The sequence below is a fragment of the Actinosynnema sp. NPDC059335 genome (assembly GCF_042752395.1).
Lineage (GTDB): Bacteria > Actinomycetota > Actinomycetes > Mycobacteriales > Pseudonocardiaceae > Actinosynnema.
In genome coordinates this window covers 1-16,676 of the sequence record NZ_JBHYXZ010000175.1, presented here as the reverse complement: position 1 = coordinate 16,676, position 16,676 = coordinate 1, and the positions used below count along the sequence as shown (strand labels likewise).

Here is a 16,676-nt window from a genome sequence, read left to right as displayed (position 1 = left end):
CGGCAGGCTCGGCGGGACGCTCTTCCCCGCCGTGCCTGCCGGCTACGGCCTGCCTCCGGTGCCCGTAAGGGCCCCATGTCAAATCGAGCCGGACCGCACCCCAGAACTCCTGCAACACCCGCGCACCACCCCGCAACACCCAGCACCACCCCCAGCCAGGGAGTACCCGCCGTGTTCCCAGCCCACCGCCCCCGCCGCCTCCGCACCACCCCGGCCCTGCGCCGCCTGGTCTCCGAGACCACCGTGCGCCCCCGCCACCTCGTCCTGCCCATGTTCGTGAAGGAAGGCGCGGACGCGCCGACCGAGATCAAGAGCATGCCGGGCGTCCACCAGCACACCCGCGAGTCGCTGCGCAAGGCGGCCGTGGAGGCGGTCCAGGCGGGCGTCGGCGGGATCATGCTGTTCGGCGTGCCCGCCGAGCGGGACGCGGTCGGCTCCGGCGCGACCGACCCCGACGGCATCCTCAACGCCGCCCTGCGCGACCTGCGCCGGGAACTCGGCGACTCGACCGTCCTGATGTCGGACTGCTGCCTGGACGAGTTCACCGACCACGGCCACTGCGGCGTGCTCACCCCCGACGGCACCGTCGACAACGACGCCACGCTGGAGGTCTACGGCGAGATGGCCGTCGCCCAGGCCGAAGCGGGCGCGCACCTCGTGGGCCCGAGCGGCATGATGGACGGCCAGATCGGCTTCATCCGGGCCGCGCTCGACGAGGCGGGCCACACCGACACCGGCATCCTCGCCTACAGCGCCAAGTACGCCTCCGCGCTTTACGGCCCGTTCCGCGACGCCGTCGAGTCGCAGCTCCAGGGCGACCGCAAGACCTACCAGCAGGACCCGGCGAACGCCCGCGAGGCGCTCCGCGAGGCCACCCTCGACCTCGCCGAGGGGGCCGACCTGGTCATGGTCAAGCCCGCCCTCCCGTACCTGGACGTCGTCAAGGCCGTCGCCGAGGTGTCCGACGTCCCGGTGGCCGCCTACCAGATCTCCGGCGAGTACGCGATGGTCGAGGCCGCGGCCCGCAACGGCTGGATCGACCGCGAGCGCACCGTGCTGGAGACGCTGACGTCGATCCGCCGGGCCGGCGCGGACGTCGTGCTCACCTACTGGGCCGTCGAGGCCGCCGCGTGGCTGGACCGGGAATGACGGGACCGCGAACGACCGGACCGGGGAACGCCCGGGCGGCCAAGCCGCCCACCCCGCCGCCGCCCAAGCCGGTCGACATCGCCCGCTGGCTGTTCATCCTCAGCGCCGCCGTCGGCATGGTGCGGTTCGTGGTGCAACTGGCCGACCGCGGGATGCTGATCCGCGAACTGCGCGCGCAGCAGCCGGACCTGAGCCAGGACGAGCTGGACGCCGCCGCCACCGGCGGGGTCGTGTTCGGCCTGCTGATGGCCGTCGCCCTGGTCCTCGTCTACACGCTGCTCGCGAACCGGATGGCCCAGGGCCGCAACTGGGCGCGCGTCGTGCTGACCGTCCTCGCCGTCGGCGGGATCTTCCTCGGCGTGGTGCGGCTGGTCGCCGCCGTCTCGGGCTTCGCGGCGGCGTTCGGCCTCGCGGTCAGCGGGGTGGACCTCGCGTTCGGCGTCCTCACGATGCTGATCGACGCCGCGGCCGTGGTGCTGGTGTACCAGGCGTCCGTCGCCGGTCACTTCAGGCCGCGCCCCGTCGGTACCCGCTGACGCGCGCGGCCAAACGCACCGGGAGAACCCAGGTCACAGGTCTGCAGCCACCGCCTGTCGCGGTGGACAACGACCTTGACCGGGCCCTAGCGTTCCGGACGTGACGACCCCACAGGACCCTGAGAACAGGCCCTCGCAGCCGCACGAGCAGCAGCCCTACCCGCAGCAGTCGTACCCGCAGCAGCCCTCCTACCTCCCGCCGCCGCCGCTGAGCGAGTCGGAGCTGGCCGGGTCGGGTGGCCAGGGGCGGCCCGCCGTGCCGGAGCCCAAGGAAGTCCGCCTGTCGTTCTTCCTGTGGCTCGCGGGCGCGCTGCTGCTCGTCGTCTCCTCCGTGCTGGTGCTCACCCAGCGGGGGACGGCCCTGGAAGAGGCCCGCAAGGCGCAGAACCAGACCCCGGGCGTCACGGTGGAGCAGCTCGAGTCCGCGGTGACCGCCGTCCTCGTGTTCCTCGTGATCATCGGCGTGGTGCTCGCGGCGCTGATGGCGTTCTTCGCGGTCAAGGCCCGCGCCGGCCGCAACTGGGCTCGGATCGCGTTGACGATCCTGGGCGTGGTGGTGTTCCTCTACCACCTGATCGGGTTCTCCCTGATCGGCGTGCTCATCATGCTGGTCGTCGCCGCCGCCGTGGTGACGCTGTACCTGCCCGCTTCCAAGGTCTACTTCGACTCGGCCAAACGCGTCGGATGACCGAGCAGCCGCCCGCGGTCGTGCGCGGCGCGGTCGCCGTCTGGCTGGCCCTCGGCGCGTTCCTGCTGCTGGAGGGCCTGGTGCTGTGGCTGCGCCGGCCCGCGCTGGAGCAGGCCGCGGTCCGGGCAGGCGACGACCCCGCCGCGGTCACCGGGCTGCTGTGGCAGCTCACCCTCGTCGCGGTGCTCTTCACGATCGGTTACGGCGTGTTCGGGTGGCTGCTGCGCCGGGGCACGCGGTGGGCGCGCGGCGTGCTGACCGCCGTGGCCGTGCTGCACGTGCTGTGGATCGTGCTGCCGGGGGCGAGCGCCGCGAACCTGGTGACGCTGTTGCTGATCGCCGTCGGGTTGGCGTTGACCTGGCTGCCCGGCACGGCCCGGTGGGTGAGGTCCCGATGACCAGCCCGCAACCGCCCTACCAGCCACACCAACCCCCGTACCAGCCGCAACACCAGCCCTCACCGCAACACCAGCCCCCACCCCCGTACCCCTACCCCGGCCAGATGCGGAGCGTCGACCAGCACACCACCGCGCCGACCCGCCCCAACGCCGTCGTCGTCTCGTTCGTCCTGTGGGTGCTGGCGTCGCTGTCCTGGCCGATCGGCTCGCTCGTCCGCACGCTGGCCGAGGACGGCGCGCTCGCCGGCTTCGGCCCGATCATGGCGTTGTTCGCCGGCGCGTGCCTGGCCGTCGCCGGCATCTGGGGCGCGGTGCTGCTGCTGGGCGGCAGCTACCACGCCCGCCTCGGCCTGTGCGGCGGCGCGCTGGTCATCGGCGTCCTCGCGCTGGCCGCCGCGATCGTCGCCGCCCGCGACGGCGGGACCGAGCCGGTGTCGTGGGCGGTGATCGTGCTGCGCCTCGCGCTGCCCGCCGCCGCGGCCGTGTTCGGCTTCCTGCCGGGCACGCGCCGGTACTTCTCCGGCAACCTCGGGTAGGCGTCACGTGGACCAACCCACCCTGTACGCCGAACCCGGCGCGTCCTGGTGGCCGCTGCTGTGGGGCCCGGTGTTCGCCGCCCTCGGCCTGGGCGTGGAAGCGCTGACCGGCTCGACCCGCCCGCTGCTGTGGGTGTTCGTCGCGCTGCTCCTGCTCCTGCCGACCGCCCTCTGGGTGCAGGGACGCCGCCGCCTCTACGCGGTCCGCCTCACGCCCGTCGCCCTGCACCAGGGCCGGGAGGAGCTGCCGATGCGGGACGTGGCGGCTGTCGAGGGCGTCGAGCCCCGGTCCGGCGCGAAGGTGCTGGGCGGCGGCTGGACCCTGCCCCGCGGCACGGAGCCGGTGCCCGTCCGGCTCGCCGACGGCACGGTGGTGACGGGCTGGGCGCGGGACGCGGACGCGCTGCGCGCCGCGATGGCGCGGCTGGTGAGCACGCGCGACGGCGGGAGCGGACCCGGTGCGCCGCGGGCGTGAGAAGCTGACCGGCGTGACTGCGGCTCCCGTCGAGACCGAGACCGCGCCGGACCCCGGGCCCGGCGCGCCGACGCTGCACCAGCCGAAACGCGCGCTGATCGCGGTCGGCGAGGTGGTGCTCATCGCGCTGCTCGTGCCCCTCGCGGTGTGGTGCTGGAACCGGGGCGTCGAGCACTACAGCTACCCCGTGCCCGACCACCCGCCGCTGGAGGCGACCCGCTTCAAGGGCAACTGGATCGGCCCGTCGATCGGCCTGGTCACGGTGGCCGGGGTGCTGCTGCTCGACGCCGTGCGCCAGACCGTGCTCGCCGTGCGGACCCGTGGTCGGGAGCAGGTCGCCGAACCCGACGTGTGAGACTGGACCCCGTGACAGCGACGCGATCCCAGGCACTGTTCGAGCGCGCGGCGGCGGTGATCCCCGGTGGCGTGAACTCCCCGGTACGGGCCTTCCACTCGGTCGGCGGCACGCCGAGGTTCATGGTGCGCGGCGAGGGCCCGCACCTGTGGGACGCCGACGGCAACCGGTACGTCGACCTGGTGTCCTCCTGGGGCCCGATGATCCTCGGGCACGCTCACCCGGACGTGGTGCGGGCCGTGCGCGAGGTCGCCACCCGCGGCCTGTCCTTCGGCACGCCCACCGAGGGCGAGGTCGAGCTGGCCGAGGAGATCATCGACCGGGTCGCCCCGGTGCGCCGGGTCCGCCTGGTCAACTCCGGCACCGAGGCCACGATGAGCGCGATCCGGCTGGCCCGCGGCTTCACCGGCCGCCGCAAGGTGGTCAAGTTCGCCGGCTGCTACCACGGCCACGTGGACGCCCTGCTCGCCCAGGCCGGCTCCGGCGTCGCCACGCTCGGCCTGCCCACGTCGCCGGGCGTCACCGGCGCCCAGGCCGCCGACACGCTCGTGCTGCCCTACAACGACCTCGACGCCGTCCGCCGGGCGTTCGAGGAGCACCCCGGCGAGATCGCCTGCGTGATCACGGAGGCCGCCGCGGGCAACATGGGCGCGGTCGCGCCGAAGCACAACGCCGAGCTGAAGCGGCTCTGCGAGGCCGACGGCGCGCTGCTGGTCATGGACGAGGTCATGACCGGCTTCCGGGTGTCCCGCGCCGGCTGGTACGGCCTGGAGAACGTCGCGGGCGACCTCTACACGTTCGGCAAGGTCATGTCCGGCGGCCTGCCCGCCGCGGCGTTCGGCGGCCGCGCGGACGTGATGGCGAAGCTGGCCCCGTCCGGCCCGGTCTACCAGGCGGGCACGCTGTCCGGTAACCCGGTCGCGGTCGCCGCGGGCCTGGCCACGCTGCGCGCCGCCACCGACGACGTCTACCGCACCCTGGACGCCAACGCCACGCGCCTGGGCGCGCTGTTCACCGCCGCGCTCACCGAGGCGGGCGTCGCGCACCGCGTGCAGTTCGCCGGGAACCTGGTCAGCGTGTTCTTCACCGACCGCGAGGTGACCGACTACGCCGGCGCCCAGGCCGCCGAGACGTGGCGCTTCCCGCCGTTCTTCCACGCCCTGCTCGAACGCGGCGTGTACGCGCCGCCGAGCGCGTTCGAGGCGTGGTTCGTCAACGCCGCCATGACCGACGCGGACTTCGAGGTCGTCGCCGACGCCCTCCCGCACGCCGCCCGCGCCGCCGCGAGCGCCACCGCCCCCGAGGGGGTGGCCCGGTGAGCCGCACCGTCGTCCACCTGCTGCGGCACGGCGAGGTGCACAACCCGACCGGCATCCTCTACGGCCGCCTGCCGGGCTTCCGGCTGTCCGAGCGCGGCCAGCGGCAGGCCCTGACCGTGGCCGAGCACCTCGCCGACCACGACATCGCGCACGTCGTCGCGTCACCGCTGGAGCGGGCGCAGCAGACCGCGTCGCCGATCGCCGACTCGCACCGGCTGGAGCTGGCCACCGACGACCGGCTGATCGAGGCGGACAACCGGTTCGAGGGCCTGAAGGTGGCCGTCGGCGACGGCGCGCTGCGCTCGCCGAAGCACTGGCCGAAGCTGGTCAACCCGTTCCGGCCGTCGTGGGGCGAGCCGTACCTGGCGATCGCGCACCGGATGCTCGGCGCCGTGCAGCGGGCCCGCGCGGTGGCCGAGGGCCACGAGGCGGTGTGCGTGTCCCACCAGCTCCCGATCTGGACGCTGCGCCGGTTCGTGGAGGGCAAGCGGATGTGGCACGACCCGCGTCGCCGCGAGTGCTCGCTCGCGTCGCTGACCAGCCTGGTGTTCGAGGGGGAGCAGCTGGTGCGCGTGGTCTACACCGAGCCGGTCGGCGCGACCAACCCGAGGGTGACCGGCGCATGAGGGCGCGATCGGCGCTGGCGGGCCTCGCCGCCGCGGTCCTGGTCCTGGCGGGCTGCTCGACCGGGGACGACGCGGTGGTGGCGGGCTCGGAGTTCCAGCTCGTCGCGCCCAACGGCGAGACCAAGCTGCGCTACGAGGGCGACGAGCGCAAGCCGGTGAAGGGCCTGACCGGTCCGAGCCTGATGGAGGACGGCAAGACGATCTCGCTGGACGACTACGCGGGCAAGGTCGTGGTCGTCAACATCTGGGGCGCGTGGTGCCCGCCGTGCCGGACCGAGGCGCCGGAGCTGCAGAAGGTCCAGGACGAGACCGGGCCGCTGGGCGTGCAGGTGCTGGGCGTGGACGTCAAGGAGAGCTCGACCGAGTCGCCCCGCGACTTCATGACCAACCGGAAGCTGAGCTACCCGTCGATCTACGACCAGTCCGGCCGGGCGATGCTGTCGTTCCGCGGCCTGCCGCCGAACACCGTGCCGTCCACGTTCGTGCTCGACAAGCAGCACCGCGTGGCGGCGGCGTTCCTGGGGCCCGTGATCGCGACCGACCTGCTGCAACTGGTCAAGGACCTGGCCGCGGAGTAGCCGTCAGCGCAGTCCGGGCACCTTCGCCCGGAACGCGGCGACCATCGCGTCCCGGCCGATCAGGTTGAACTCGCGCCCCAGCGTGCGCATGACCGAGTTCTCGGTGGGCCGGTACAGGCCGTACCGGTGGTACCGCGCGCCCTCGAACGCGCCGACCACACCGCCGTCCGGCGACGCCTGGCCCAGGTAGGCGGACCACTTCGCGCCGGTCGGGTCGGCGGTCACGTTCACCTCGGTCGGCTCCGCGCCGCCGTACCGGTCGTACGGGTAGTCGTACTCGTCGGCCAGCCCGCCGATCGAGTGGCCCAGCTCGTGCACCGCGATCTGCCCGGCCTGGTCGTTCGCGCCGGCCGCGGTCGCCACGCCGCCGCCCGCGCCGCCGTACTTGGCGGTGTTGCCGAGCGCGATGACCTGGTCGGCCTCCGGGGCGAGCGCGGCGAACTGGGCGGCCTTGGTCTGGTTCACGCACAGCAGGCGCTCGGTCTGGGTGTCCCGGCCCTGGCACCAGAAGCCCATGTCGAGGGCGGTGTCGCGCTCGACGCCGAGCGTCGGGTCGTGGTCCACGCCCGACTCGTTCGACACCACGTCGACCTGCCAGACGTTGAAGTGCTGCCGGTAGGACTTGAACGGCTCCACCGAGGCCAGCTCCTCCCACTTGCCCACCACGTGGTCGTGGAACGAGTCCAGCTCGTCGGCCGTGTAGCCGTCGCCCACGAACACCAGGTCGAACCGCTGGTCGGGCGCGCCGGTCTGCTGAACGGGCACCACGGCGGCGGACACCTCGGCGGGCGCGGCGCGGGTCTCGACGGCGACCGGGACGGGCGTCCGCGAGATCGTGCCGTCCGGCGCGAAGACCTCCAGCCACTCCACGGCCGGCTCGGCGCGCTCCGCGGCGCCGCCGGGCAGGGGAGCGGCGACGACGGCGGAGGCGACGGCCAGCACGGCCAAGGCGGCCCGGAGTGCGCGCATGCAGTCACGCTATGGAGTTGAGCGCTAGCCCACAAGGGTTGATGGTTTGGTTTGAACGGGCCCAAAACGGGTAGGAGATCACCGCTGTCCGCTGCCCGTGCCGCCGATCGAGGCACGACCGGGCCACTCCGTCACTGTGACCTGAGTCGCCCATAAGGGATGCCGGTGCACGGCGTCAAGTCGCGGATACCTACCCTGAACCCCGTGAACCCGACCGATCTGGCCACCTCGGGCCCGATCCTGCTCGCCACCGGGCTGGCGGTGCTGGCCGGGGCGATCTCGTTCGCCTCCCCGTGCGTGGTGCCCCTGGTCCCCGGCTACCTGGCGTACCTGGCGGGCCTGGTCGGCGCGGAGGCGCCCGCGGTCCAGGACGGCGAGGCGCGCAAGACCGGCCGCTGGCGGGTCGCCGGCGCGGCGCTGCTGTTCGTCCTCGGCTTCACCGCCGTGTTCGCCCTGACCTCGTTCGTCGTGCTCGGGTTGACCGACCTGTTCTGGTTGCAGGGCGACCTGCTCCAGCGCATCGGCGGTGTCATCACCATCGCCATGGGCCTGGTGTTCATCGGCCTCGTCCCGGCGTTGCAGCGCGACGTCCGCGTGCACCGCACGCCGCGTGCCGGCCTCTTCGGCGCGCCCCTGCTCGGCGGGGTGTTCGCGCTCGGCTGGACCCCGTGCATCGGACCGACGTTGATGGGCGTGCTGGCGCTGACCCGCAGCACCGAGGTCGGCTCGGTCACCGCCCGCGGCGGCCTGCTCGTGCTGGCCTACTGCCTGGGCCTCGGCCTGCCGTTCATCCTCATCGCGCTGGGCGCGCGCTGGGCGGTCCGGACGACCGGCTGGCTGCGCTCGCACGTCCGCCAGGTCCAGGTCTTCGGCGGCGTGCTGCTGATCGCCGTGGGCGTGGCACTGGTCACCGGCCTGTGGGGCGACTTCGTCGCCTGGCTGCGCGACGCCGTGATCACCGACCTGGAACTGCCGCTGTAGTGGGTACCGTCCTCGCCTTCCTGCGCAACACGTGGCGCGGCCTCACGGCCATGCGCACCGCCTTGACCCTGCTGTTCCTGCTCGCCCTCGGCGCGATGCCCGGCGCGCTGCTGCCGCAGCGCTCGCTGAACGCGGTGAAGGTGGACGAGTACATCGCGGAGCACGGCTGGTGGGGCCGGTTCCTCGACGAGCTGCAGTTCTTCGACGTCTACGCCAGCGTCTGGTTCTCCGCGGTCTACGTGCTGCTGTTCGTGTCGCTGGTCGGCTGCCTGCTGCCGCGCACGTTCGAGTACTTCAAGCAGATGCGCGCCAAGCCGGTGCTGACGCCGCGCAACCTGTCCCGCATGCCGCACCACGCGTCGGCCGAGACGTCCGCGTCGCCGCAGGCCGTGGTCGAGCACGCCGAACGCCGGCTCAAGGGCTGGCGCAAGGTCGTCCGCGAGGAGCCCGACGGCTCCCGGACGGTCAGCGCCGAGCGCGGGTTCCTGCGCGAGACCGGCAACCTGGTGTTCCACTTCTCGCTGCTGGGCCTGCTGGTGGCGTTCGCGCTGGGCAAGATGTTCGGCTACGAGGGCCAGGTCATCGTGCAGGCCAACGGCGACCAGTTCTGCAACTCGGGCGTCTACAACTACGACACGTTCCGCCCCGGCCTGCGCGTCGACGGCACGAACCTCAACCAGTTCTGCGTGAAGGTGGACGACTTCGAGGCCACCTACCTGCACAACGGGCAGGCCGAGAGCTACCGCGCGTCCATCGCCTACCAGTCCGGCGCGGACCTGGAGACCGGCACCTGGCGGCCGTACCCGCTGGAGGTCAACAGCCCCCTGCGCACCGCGGGCGACCGGCTCTACCTGCTCGGCCACGGCTACACGCCGCTGTTCACGGTCACCTTCCCCAACGGCGAGACCCGCACCGGGGCCACCCAGTGGCGGCCGGTGAACCTCCTGACGCTGGCCTCCGAGGGCGCGACGAAGTTCGACCCGCCGAACGTGCCGGACGCCGAGCAGCGCCGCAAGAGCCAGCTCGCGATCACCGGCCTCCTCGCGCCGACCGCCGCGTTCCGCGGCGAGCTGCTGGACTCCGCGTTCCCCGCCGCGAACGACCCGGCGGTGGCGGTCGACGTCTACCGCGGCGACCTCGGCACCGACTCCGGGCGCGGCCAGTCCATCTTCTCGATCGACCGGAAGATGGTGGAGGACGGCAAGCTCACCAAGGTCGCCCGGCAGAACCTCAAGGTCGGCGAGGAGCTGACCCTGGACGACGGCACCGTGATCCGCTTCGACGGCGTCCGCGACTGGGTGTCGTTGCAGGTGTCCCACGACCCGACGCAGGTGTGGGTGCTGGTGTTCTCGGTGCTGGTCATCCTGGGTCTGGGCGTCTCGCTCAGTATCAAGCGCCGCCGGGTCTGGGTCCGGGCGACGCCCGGGGACGGCGGGCGTACCGTCATCGAGGTCGGCGGCCTCGCGCGCACCGACCAGGCCGGGTACGGGGAGGAGTTCACCGGGCTGGCCCGCGACCTGGTGGACCCCCGTGACCCGTCCGCCGACAAGGAGGAGAGCTGATGCCGGTCAACGCGGCCCTGGCGACCTACAGCGACTGGACCTACGGCGCGGCCGTGGCGATCTACTTCTTCGCCGCCGTGCTGTACCTGTGCGAGGCGGCGTTCGCCCGGCCCGCGAAGGCCCGGGAGCGCGAACTGGCCGGCACCCCGGCGTCGGGCGCGGTCGCCGCGGGCGGGACGCAGGCCGACGGCACGTGGACGCCGGGCCTGGTCGTCAGGCCGGAGCGGTCCCGCGCCGAGCGCCTGGGCCGCATGGGCGTGGCGCTGGCCGTCCTCGGCGCGCTGCTCCAGGCCGCCTCGCTGGTGCTGCGCGGTCTCGCGACCGAACGCGCGCCGTGGGGCAACATGTACGAGTACGGCTCGATGCTGACGCTCGCGGCCGTCGTCACGTGGCTGGTGCTGTCCCGCACGTTCCCGGTGCGCCGGCTCGGCGGGTTCGTGCTCGTGCCGATCGTGATCCTGATGTTCCTCGGCGGCACGGTCCTCTACGCCGACGCCGCGCCCGTGCAGCCGGCGCTCCAGTCGTACTGGCTCGTGGTGCACGTGTCGGTGATCTCCGTGTCCAGCGGCGTGCTGCTGGTGCCCGGCGTGGCCAGCGTGCTGTACCTGATGAAGTCCTCCGGCCGGGCCCGGTTCCGCCGGCTGCCCGACGCCGACGTGCTCGACCGGCTCGCCTACCGCAGCACGGTCTTCGCGTTCCCGCTGTTCACGATCGGGATCATCTGCGGCGCGATCTGGGCCGAGGCGGCGTGGGGCCGGTTCTGGGGCTGGGACCCCAAGGAGACGGTCGCGTTCGTCTCGTGGGTGGTCTACGCGGCGTACCTGCACGCGCGCGCGACGGCCGGGTGGCGCGGCCGGCCCGCCGCCTGGATCAACTCGCTCGGCTTCGCGCTGACCGTGTTCAACCTGTTCTTCATCAACCTCGTAACGACTGGGTTGCACTCGTACGCCGGGGTCGGCTGATCCCGTAGACCACCAGTCACGCGGTGTCGGCGGCCCGTCGCGGAGCACGTGGCTGAGCGCACACCCAGTGTCGAGGAACCACTGGTCGCCGACTACCGTCGGACGCGTGGGGTCGGGGAGGTCTCGATCCGCTTCGCTCAGGGAGGACCCCAGCGGTGACCGGTCGCTACGAGAATCCTGAGCCGTCGTGGCAGCAGCCGGCCGGAGGGGACGGGCAGCAGCCCAACCCGAACCAGTCGGGCGGCTACCAGGTCGAGCCGGGATCGGGAGCCCACTACGTCGACCCGCAGACCGTCTACCTGGACCCGTCGGCGTCCGGCCCGGTGACCGGTCCGCCGTCGGGCGGCTTCCCGGCGCAGTCCGGCCCCTACCCGGCGCCGGGTCAGCAGTCGGGTCCGTACCAGGTCTCGGGTCAGCAGTCGGGTCCGTACCAGGTGTCCGGTCAGCAGTCCGGCCCGTACCAGGTGTCCGGTCAGCAGTCGGGTCCGTACCAGGTGTCCGGTCAGCAGTCCGGCCCGTACCAGGTCTCGGGTCAGCAGTCCGGTCCCCACCAGGTCTCCGGCGGCCCGTCGGGGGCGTACCAGGTGTCCGGCGGCCCGTCCGGCGCGTACCCGGCCCCCGGCCAGCCCGGTCAGCCCCAGTACCAGGGCGGGTTCCCCAACAACTTCCCGCAGAGCGTCCAGCCGCAGCCGCCCCAGCGCGCCAACGCCAACGAGGTCTCCTCGCAGCAGCTGATCAAGCGCGCGAAGCGGCCCCCGCAGTCCGGCTGGCGCAAGACGCTGCACTCGATCACCGGCGGCCTGGTCAACCTCGGCGAGAGCCCCGCGGACATCCGCCGGCGCGAGCTGATCACCCGGATCAACCAGCCCCTGCGCGGCTGCTACAAGATCGCGATGCTGAGCCTCAAGGGCGGCGTCGGCAAGACCACGACGACGACCACGCTCGGCTCCACGTTCTCCTCGCTGCGCGGCGACCGGGTCATCGCGGTGGACGCCAACCCCGACCGCGGCACGCTGGCGCTGAAGGTGCCCCGGGAGACCACGGCGACCGTGCGGCACCTGCTGCGCGACGCCTCGAAGATCACCCGGTACAGCGACGTGCGCGCCTACACGTCGCAGTCGCCGAGCCGCCTGGAGGTGCTGGCGTCCGAGCAGGACCCGGCCGTGTCGGAGGCGTTCAGCGACCAGGACTACCTGCGCACGATGGCGCTGCTGGAGCTGTTCTACAACATCGTGCTCACCGACTGCGGCACCGGCCTGATGCACTCGGCCATGAAGGGCGTGCTCGACCAGGCCGACTCGCTGGTGCTGGTCTCGTCCGGCTCGGTGGACGGCGCGCAGACCTCGGCGGCGACGCTGGACTGGCTCGACGCCCACGGCTACCGCGACCTGGTCGCGAAGTCCGTCGCGGTGATCAACTCCGTGCGGCCGGGCTCGGGCAAGGTCGACCTGGACAAGCTGGCCGCGCACTTCGCCCAGCGCTGCCGCGCCGTGGTGCGGATCCCGTTCGACACGCACCTGGAGGAGGGCGCGGAGATCGAGCTGGACAAGCTCGCCCCGGACACCCGGCTCGCGCTGCTGGAGCTGGCCGCCACGGTGGCCGACGACTTCCCGAACAACTAGCGCGCGACGAGGGGCCTCGACCGAGGCCCCTCCGCCGTCTCACTCCTCGTCGTCCGCCTTCTTCTTGCGCTGCTCGCCGAGCTTGCGCAGGAAGTCGGGGTTGTCGTCGGGCGCCACGAACCGACGGCTGGGGGCGGTATCGACCCGGTCCGGCCCGAACGCGCGCCACAGCAGCACGGCGATGGTGAGCGCACCGACCACCGCGAGCAGGTAGAGCATGGTCGCCACCTCCTTTGCCACGAGATTACCCGTGTCGCGGAGGTGCACGTGCTCAGTGCCGGACGGGCTCGGTCGCCTCGGTGGTGAGCTGGGACAACAGCTCCTGGACCTCCGACTCGCGGAACCTGCGGTGGCCGCCCGGCGTGCGGATCGAACCGATCCGGCCCGCGGTCGCCCAGCGGGTGACCGTCTTCGGGTCGACCCGGAACAGGTTCGCGACCTCGCCCGGCGTCAGCAGGCGTTCCCCCTGGTGTCCCTGCGTCACGGTCACGGCTTTCCTCCCCGATGGCGAACAGACGTACCGGACGCATCGTGGCACCTCACCCATCGGGTACTCGAACGCTTGGGTGATGGTAAAGAGGTAGTAAGGGACGAAGCGTGCGGTTCGGACATCGCCGGGGGTGGGCCTACCCTGTGACCGGTGGACGCTCTTGATCGCCAGATCATCGCCGCCCTGCGCGAGAACGGCCGGGCCACCTACGCCGACCTGGGCCGGAAGGTGGGCCTGTCGGCCTCCGCCGTGCACGAGCGGGTCGGCAAGCTGGAAGCCACCGGCGTGATCGTTGGCTACCACGCCGTGGTCGACCCGAGCGCGGTCGGCCTCGGGGTCACGGCGCTGGTCAGCATCCACCCCACCGACACCGCGGACGACGACGAGCTGGCGGTCGCGCTGGGCGAGCTGGTCGAGGTCGAGTCGTGCTACCGGGTGGCGGGCGACGAGTCGTTCATCGTGAAGGTCCGGGTCGCCACGGTGGACGACCTGGAGCGCTCCCTCGGCCGGTTGCGGCGCATCCAAGGCGTCGCGCGCACCCGCACCACGGTCGTGTTGTCGACCCGGTTCGAGGGCCGGCCGAACACCGCGGCGGCCGGCGCCGCGGACGACGCGTAACCTGGGGAACCGTGCACCTGGGTCGTGATGTGACGCTCTACATCTGCGCACGCCTGGGCATGGTCGCCGCGGTCACCGCGCTGCTCGTGCTCGTCAACGTGCCGCTGCTGGTGGCGCTGGCCGTGGGCGTGGTGGTGGCGCTGCCGCTGTCGCTGTTCGTGTTCAGCGGCCTGCGCGCGCGGGTCGCGCAGGGCCTGGAGGTCAAGCAGGCCGCGCGCCGCGCCGAACGCGAGAAGCTGCGCGCCCAGCTGCGCGGCGACGCCGCCTAGACCGCCGGACCGTCCCGTCGGATCCGGCGGTGGCGTGCCGGGCGCGGCGGCGGCACGGCCTAGACCACCAGCAGGATCGTCCCGCCGAGGTTGGCCAGCAGCACCACGGCCAGCACCGCGCCGATGTTCGTGCTCTCGCGCAGCCGCAGGGCCAGCGCCAGCGGGCCGACGGGCAGCGGTGTCGGCGGGCGCTCGCGGCGCGCGATGCGGGCCGCGCCGAACGCCACCCCGAGCGGGTGCAAGCCCACCTCGCGCGCGCCCCGCACGTCGGCGCGCCACTGCTCCAGGTAGCGGTCCCGCTGCCCGCGCGGCAGGAACGCGGCCGCCGCGCGGACCAGGGCCAGGGCGAGTCGGGTCATCGGGCTACCTCCGGTCGGGTGACGGGCACGGGTCGGGCCTTCCTCGCGCACACCCGGGTCGCCTCGCGGGCGCCGTCCGGCGTGAGCACGTACATCCGGCGGCGCGGGCCGCGGCGTTCGCTGTCGTCGTCCCACGACGACGTGACCCACCCGGCCCGTTCCAGGCGGTCGAGCAGCGGGTAGACGCTGCCGGACGGCCGCCCGGTCAGCTTGATGATCTCCAGGCCCCAGCGCGGCCGGTCGCTGCCGAGCAGCACCTCCAGCACGTCGACGGTGGCCCCTCCGATGCGCCCGAGCGGTTCCACGCGCCAAGCCTATCTATGTAGATTAAGGCGGGTCAACCCTCCGCCGCCCCGCTTCTCACCGGCCGAACGCGGCCTCCGCCTCGCCGGCCAGGCGCTCCACCACGTCCCGCAGCTCCAGCACGTCCAGCCAGTGCCGGGGGATGGCCCCGACGCCGTCCCGCGCGCCGAGCAGGTTCCCGCACAGCGCGCCGGTCGAGTCGCTGTCACCCGAGTGGTTGACCGCGAGCAGCAGCCCGTCCGCCAGGTCGCGCGCGGCCAGCGCGGTCAGCACCGCGATCGCCAACGCCTCCTCGCCGACCCAACCGCCGCCCAGCGTCGTCTCGATCACCTCGGGTGTCGGCCGCACACCGCCCACGCCCAGCTCCACGGCGAGGTCGAGGAGGGCCAACTGCTCCTCGTGCCCGTCCCACCCGACCAGCTCGGCCCGCGCCACCCCGATCGCGGCCGGCAGCGACGCGCCTGCCAGCAACTGCTGCACCAGCACCGCCAGCACGCCCGCGGACAGGTAGCCGCTGGGGTGGCCGTGGGTCAGCGCGCCGGTGGCGGCGGCCAGCTCGAACACCTCGTGCACGTCGTCGGACCACAACGCCACCGGCGCGGCGCGCATCACCGCGCCGCAGCCCTTCGAGTCGTTGATCGGCGCGTCCACCGTGCCCGGCACGCCGGAGCGCAACGCGGTCAGGCACGTGGTGCCGGGCGCGCGCCGGTCGTGCAGCTCCGGCACGTCCAGCAGCCACCCGTCGCGGGTGACCTCGGGGCCGCCCTGCGTGCGCAGCCACCGGGCGTACGCCACGCGCACCTCGTGCACCGGGTCGCTGCCGCGCCGACGGGCCAGCACGAGCCCTTCCAGCGTGAACAGCGTCATCTGGGTGTCGTCGGTGATCGCGCCGAGCCGGCCGTACGCGGGGGCGTAGTCGGTCAGGCCGGCCGGGCCGAACCGGCCGCGGATGCGGTCGATCCGGTCGAACTCGATCGAGCCGCCGAGCGCGTCGCCGACGGCTCCGGCCAGCAGGCAGCCGGTGAGCGGGGCGATCGGGAGTGGGGGGGGGGGGGGGGGGGGGGGCCGGGGGGCGGGGGCCCAGCGGGAGCAGGCCCACACACCCCCCCCCCGCGGGGGGGGGGGCGGCGCGCGGCGCCGCCGCACCCGCGGGCTCGGGCCAGCAGGCCGCCGGGGCGGGGGGCGATCGGGTGTGGGGTCACGCCGCAGAAGTTAACCTGCCGGCGTGACCCTTTCGGTAGACCGATGCAGCTCCCGGACCCGGGAGTGGGTGTGCGAGGCCGTCCGCATCATCGAGGCGGATGCCAACCGCAGCGCCGACACGCACCTGCTGACGTTCCCCCTCCCACCGGAGTGGGGTATCGACCTTTACCTGAAGGACGAGTCCACCCACCCCACGGGCTCGCTCAAGCACCGCCTGGCCCGGTCGCTGTTCCTGTACGCGATCTGCAACGGCTGGGTGGTCGGCGGCACGCCGGTGATCGAGGCGTCGTCCGGTTCGACGGCCGTGTCCGAGGCGTACTTCGCCCGGCTGCTCGGGCTGCCGTTCATCGCGGTCATGCCGCGGTCGACCAGCCCGGAGAAGGTGGCGCTGATCGAGCGCCAGGGCGGGCAGTGCCACTTCGTGGACGAGCCGGGCGCGATCTACGACGAGTCCCGGCGGCTCGCGGCGGAGCTGGACGGGCACTTCATGGACCAGTTCACGCACGCCGAGCGGGCCACGGACTGGCGCGGCAACAACAACATCGCGGAGTCGGTGTTCCAGCAGATGGCGCTGGAGGACAAGCCGGAGCCGGAGTGGGTCGTGGTCGGCGCGGGCACCGGCGGCACGAGCGCCACCATCGGCCGGTTCATCCACTACCGCAAGCTGCGGACCCGGCT

Annotated in this window: 23 protein-coding genes; 17 read left to right on the top strand and 6 right to left on the bottom strand. The window is 73.1% G+C overall.

Going from position 1 to position 16,676, the window contains the following annotated elements; translation table 11 throughout:
• Positions 1-171 precede the first annotated feature (171 nt).
• From hemB to ACFXGA_RS34710, 10 genes are all read left to right on the top strand, one after another.
• Positions 172-1,149 carry a porphobilinogen synthase gene (gene hemB / locus ACFXGA_RS34755; protein WP_378095450.1) on the top strand — a complete coding sequence of 326 codons (978 nt, stop codon included), beginning with the start codon at positions 172-174 and terminating at the stop codon, positions 1,147-1,149.
• On the top strand, positions 1,146-1,685 hold the full coding sequence (locus ACFXGA_RS34750) for a hypothetical protein (RefSeq protein ID WP_378095448.1): 540 nt from the start codon (positions 1,146-1,148) through the stop codon (positions 1,683-1,685). Before hemB ends, ACFXGA_RS34750 begins: the two co-directional genes overlap by 4 nt.
• Before the next feature lie 100 nt (positions 1,686-1,785).
• Positions 1,786-2,373 carry a hypothetical protein gene (locus tag ACFXGA_RS34745; protein WP_378095447.1) on the top strand — a complete coding sequence of 196 codons (588 nt, stop codon included), beginning with the start codon at positions 1,786-1,788 and terminating at the stop codon, positions 2,371-2,373.
• The gene (locus ACFXGA_RS34740; RefSeq protein WP_378095445.1) at positions 2,370-2,771 is read left to right on the top strand and encodes a hypothetical protein; all 402 of its coding nucleotides are present in this window, start codon (positions 2,370-2,372) and stop codon (positions 2,769-2,771) included. The genes ACFXGA_RS34745 and ACFXGA_RS34740 overlap by 4 nt, the downstream gene beginning before the upstream one ends.
• A 104-nt stretch (positions 2,772-2,875) precedes the next feature.
• Entirely contained in the window at positions 2,876-3,307 is a 432-nt protein-coding gene (locus ACFXGA_RS34735; RefSeq protein ID WP_378095443.1) for a hypothetical protein, read from the top strand.
• Between the two features lie 7 nt (positions 3,308-3,314).
• A complete protein-coding gene (locus ACFXGA_RS34730) occupies positions 3,315-3,782 on the top strand; it encodes a hypothetical protein (protein ID WP_378095441.1) in 468 nt (155 codons plus the stop codon).
• A 13-nt stretch (positions 3,783-3,795) separates the two neighbouring features.
• Positions 3,796-4,137 (top strand): hypothetical protein, encoded by a 342-nt coding sequence (locus ACFXGA_RS34725; protein WP_378095439.1) that lies wholly within the window; start codon positions 3,796-3,798, stop codon positions 4,135-4,137.
• A gap of 11 nt (positions 4,138-4,148) precedes the next feature.
• The gene (gene hemL / locus ACFXGA_RS34720) at positions 4,149-5,456 is read left to right on the top strand and encodes a glutamate-1-semialdehyde 2,1-aminomutase (RefSeq protein WP_378095437.1); all 1,308 of its coding nucleotides are present in this window, start codon (positions 4,149-4,151) and stop codon (positions 5,454-5,456) included.
• A complete protein-coding gene (locus tag ACFXGA_RS34715) occupies positions 5,453-6,082 on the top strand; it encodes a histidine phosphatase family protein (protein WP_378095436.1) in 630 nt (209 codons plus the stop codon). The genes hemL and ACFXGA_RS34715 overlap by 4 nt, the downstream gene beginning before the upstream one ends.
• Positions 6,079-6,660: a TlpA family protein disulfide reductase gene (locus ACFXGA_RS34710; protein WP_378095434.1), complete on the top strand. Its 582-nt coding sequence runs from the start codon at positions 6,079-6,081 to the stop codon at positions 6,658-6,660. Before ACFXGA_RS34715 ends, ACFXGA_RS34710 begins: the two co-directional genes overlap by 4 nt.
• Positions 6,661-6,663: 3 nt before the next feature.
• Here ACFXGA_RS34710 and ACFXGA_RS34705 read toward each other — a convergent pair whose 3' ends face one another.
• Positions 6,664-7,629 (bottom strand): M64 family metallopeptidase, encoded by a 966-nt coding sequence (locus ACFXGA_RS34705; RefSeq protein WP_378095432.1) that lies wholly within the window; start codon positions 7,627-7,629, stop codon positions 6,664-6,666.
• Between the two features lie 195 nt (positions 7,630-7,824).
• Here ACFXGA_RS34705 and ACFXGA_RS34700 point away from each other — a divergent pair, with 195 nt between their 5' ends.
• The 4 genes from ACFXGA_RS34700 to ACFXGA_RS34685 all read left to right on the top strand — a co-directional run bounded on the left by ACFXGA_RS34700 (position 7,825) and on the right by ACFXGA_RS34685 (position 12,756).
• A complete protein-coding gene (locus ACFXGA_RS34700; protein WP_378095457.1) occupies positions 7,825-8,610 on the top strand; it encodes a cytochrome c biogenesis CcdA family protein in 786 nt (261 codons plus the stop codon).
• Between the two features lie 50 nt (positions 8,611-8,660).
• On the top strand, positions 8,661-10,172 hold the full coding sequence (locus ACFXGA_RS34695) for a cytochrome c biogenesis protein ResB (RefSeq protein ID WP_378095454.1): 1,512 nt from the start codon (positions 8,661-8,663) through the stop codon (positions 10,170-10,172).
• Positions 10,172-11,134: a c-type cytochrome biogenesis protein CcsB gene (ccsB, locus tag ACFXGA_RS34690; RefSeq protein ID WP_378095430.1), complete on the top strand. Its 963-nt coding sequence runs from the start codon at positions 10,172-10,174 to the stop codon at positions 11,132-11,134. The genes ACFXGA_RS34695 and ccsB overlap by 1 nt, the downstream gene beginning before the upstream one ends.
• Positions 11,135-11,289: 155 nt before the next feature.
• Positions 11,290-12,756 (top strand): AAA family ATPase, encoded by a 1,467-nt coding sequence (locus tag ACFXGA_RS34685; RefSeq protein ID WP_378095428.1) that lies wholly within the window; start codon positions 11,290-11,292, stop codon positions 12,754-12,756.
• Between the two features lie 39 nt (positions 12,757-12,795).
• Here ACFXGA_RS34685 and ACFXGA_RS34680 read toward each other — a convergent pair whose 3' ends face one another.
• Complete coding sequence (locus tag ACFXGA_RS34680; protein WP_378095452.1) at positions 12,796-12,975, bottom strand: hypothetical protein; 180 nt, start codon at positions 12,973-12,975, stop codon at positions 12,796-12,798.
• A gap of 52 nt (positions 12,976-13,027) precedes the next feature.
• On the bottom strand, positions 13,028-13,246 hold the full coding sequence (locus ACFXGA_RS34675; protein ID WP_378095426.1) for a BldC family transcriptional regulator: 219 nt from the start codon (positions 13,244-13,246) through the stop codon (positions 13,028-13,030).
• A 150-nt stretch (positions 13,247-13,396) separates the two neighbouring features.
• On the opposite strand from ACFXGA_RS34675, the gene ACFXGA_RS34670 reads away from it, so the two are divergent.
• A complete protein-coding gene (locus tag ACFXGA_RS34670) occupies positions 13,397-13,864 on the top strand; it encodes an Lrp/AsnC family transcriptional regulator (RefSeq protein ID WP_378095424.1) in 468 nt (155 codons plus the stop codon).
• Between the two features lie 11 nt (positions 13,865-13,875).
• The gene (locus tag ACFXGA_RS34665) at positions 13,876-14,133 is read left to right on the top strand and encodes a DUF4229 domain-containing protein (protein WP_378095422.1); all 258 of its coding nucleotides are present in this window, start codon (positions 13,876-13,878) and stop codon (positions 14,131-14,133) included.
• 59 nt (positions 14,134-14,192) lie between these two features.
• Here the strand turns inward: ACFXGA_RS34665 and ACFXGA_RS34660 are convergent, their stop codons facing one another.
• The 3 genes from ACFXGA_RS34660 to ACFXGA_RS34650 are packed head-to-tail and all read right to left on the bottom strand — an operon-like array spanning position 14,193 to position 15,896.
• A complete protein-coding gene (locus ACFXGA_RS34660; RefSeq protein ID WP_378095420.1) occupies positions 14,193-14,492 on the bottom strand; it encodes a hypothetical protein in 300 nt (99 codons plus the stop codon).
• Entirely contained in the window at positions 14,489-14,797 is a 309-nt protein-coding gene (locus tag ACFXGA_RS34655; protein ID WP_378095418.1) for a PadR family transcriptional regulator, read from the bottom strand. The genes ACFXGA_RS34660 and ACFXGA_RS34655 overlap by 4 nt, the downstream gene beginning before the upstream one ends.
• 55 nt (positions 14,798-14,852) lie before the next feature.
• Positions 14,853-15,896, bottom strand: coding sequence for an ADP-ribosylglycohydrolase family protein (locus ACFXGA_RS34650; RefSeq protein WP_378095416.1), 1,044 nt, complete (start codon positions 15,894-15,896; stop codon positions 14,853-14,855).
• 124 nt (positions 15,897-16,020) lie between these two features.
• On the opposite strand from ACFXGA_RS34650, the gene ACFXGA_RS34645 reads away from it, so the two are divergent.
• Positions 16,021-16,676, top strand: a 656-nt coding sequence (locus tag ACFXGA_RS34645) for a PLP-dependent cysteine synthase family protein (protein ID WP_378095414.1), incomplete at its 3' end; no start/stop codon positions are given.

Excerpts from the sequence above, each read along its gene's own strand:
- ACFXGA_RS34750 (WP_378095448.1), top strand. The coding sequence starts at position 1,146 with ATGACGGGACCGCGAACGACCGGACCGGGGAACGCCCGGGCGGCCAAG.
- ACFXGA_RS34710 (WP_378095434.1), top strand. The coding sequence starts at position 6,079 with ATGAGGGCGCGATCGGCGCTGGCGGGCCTCGCCGCCGCGGTCCTGGTC.
- ACFXGA_RS34705 (WP_378095432.1), bottom strand. The coding sequence starts at position 7,629 with ATGCGCGCACTCCGGGCCGCCTTGGCCGTGCTGGCCGTCGCCTCCGCC.
- ACFXGA_RS34660 (WP_378095420.1), bottom strand. The coding sequence starts at position 14,492 with ATGACCCGACTCGCCCTGGCCCTGGTCCGCGCGGCGGCCGCGTTCCTG.
- ACFXGA_RS34695 (WP_378095454.1), top strand. The coding sequence starts at position 8,661 with ATGCGCACCGCCTTGACCCTGCTGTTCCTGCTCGCCCTCGGCGCGATG.
- ACFXGA_RS34740 (WP_378095445.1), top strand. The coding sequence starts at position 2,370 with ATGACCGAGCAGCCGCCCGCGGTCGTGCGCGGCGCGGTCGCCGTCTGG.
- ccsB (WP_378095430.1), top strand. The coding sequence starts at position 10,172 with ATGCCGGTCAACGCGGCCCTGGCGACCTACAGCGACTGGACCTACGGC.
- ACFXGA_RS34680 (WP_378095452.1), bottom strand. The coding sequence starts at position 12,975 with ATGCTCTACCTGCTCGCGGTGGTCGGTGCGCTCACCATCGCCGTGCTG.
- ACFXGA_RS34735 (WP_378095443.1), top strand. The coding sequence starts at position 2,876 with ATGCGGAGCGTCGACCAGCACACCACCGCGCCGACCCGCCCCAACGCC.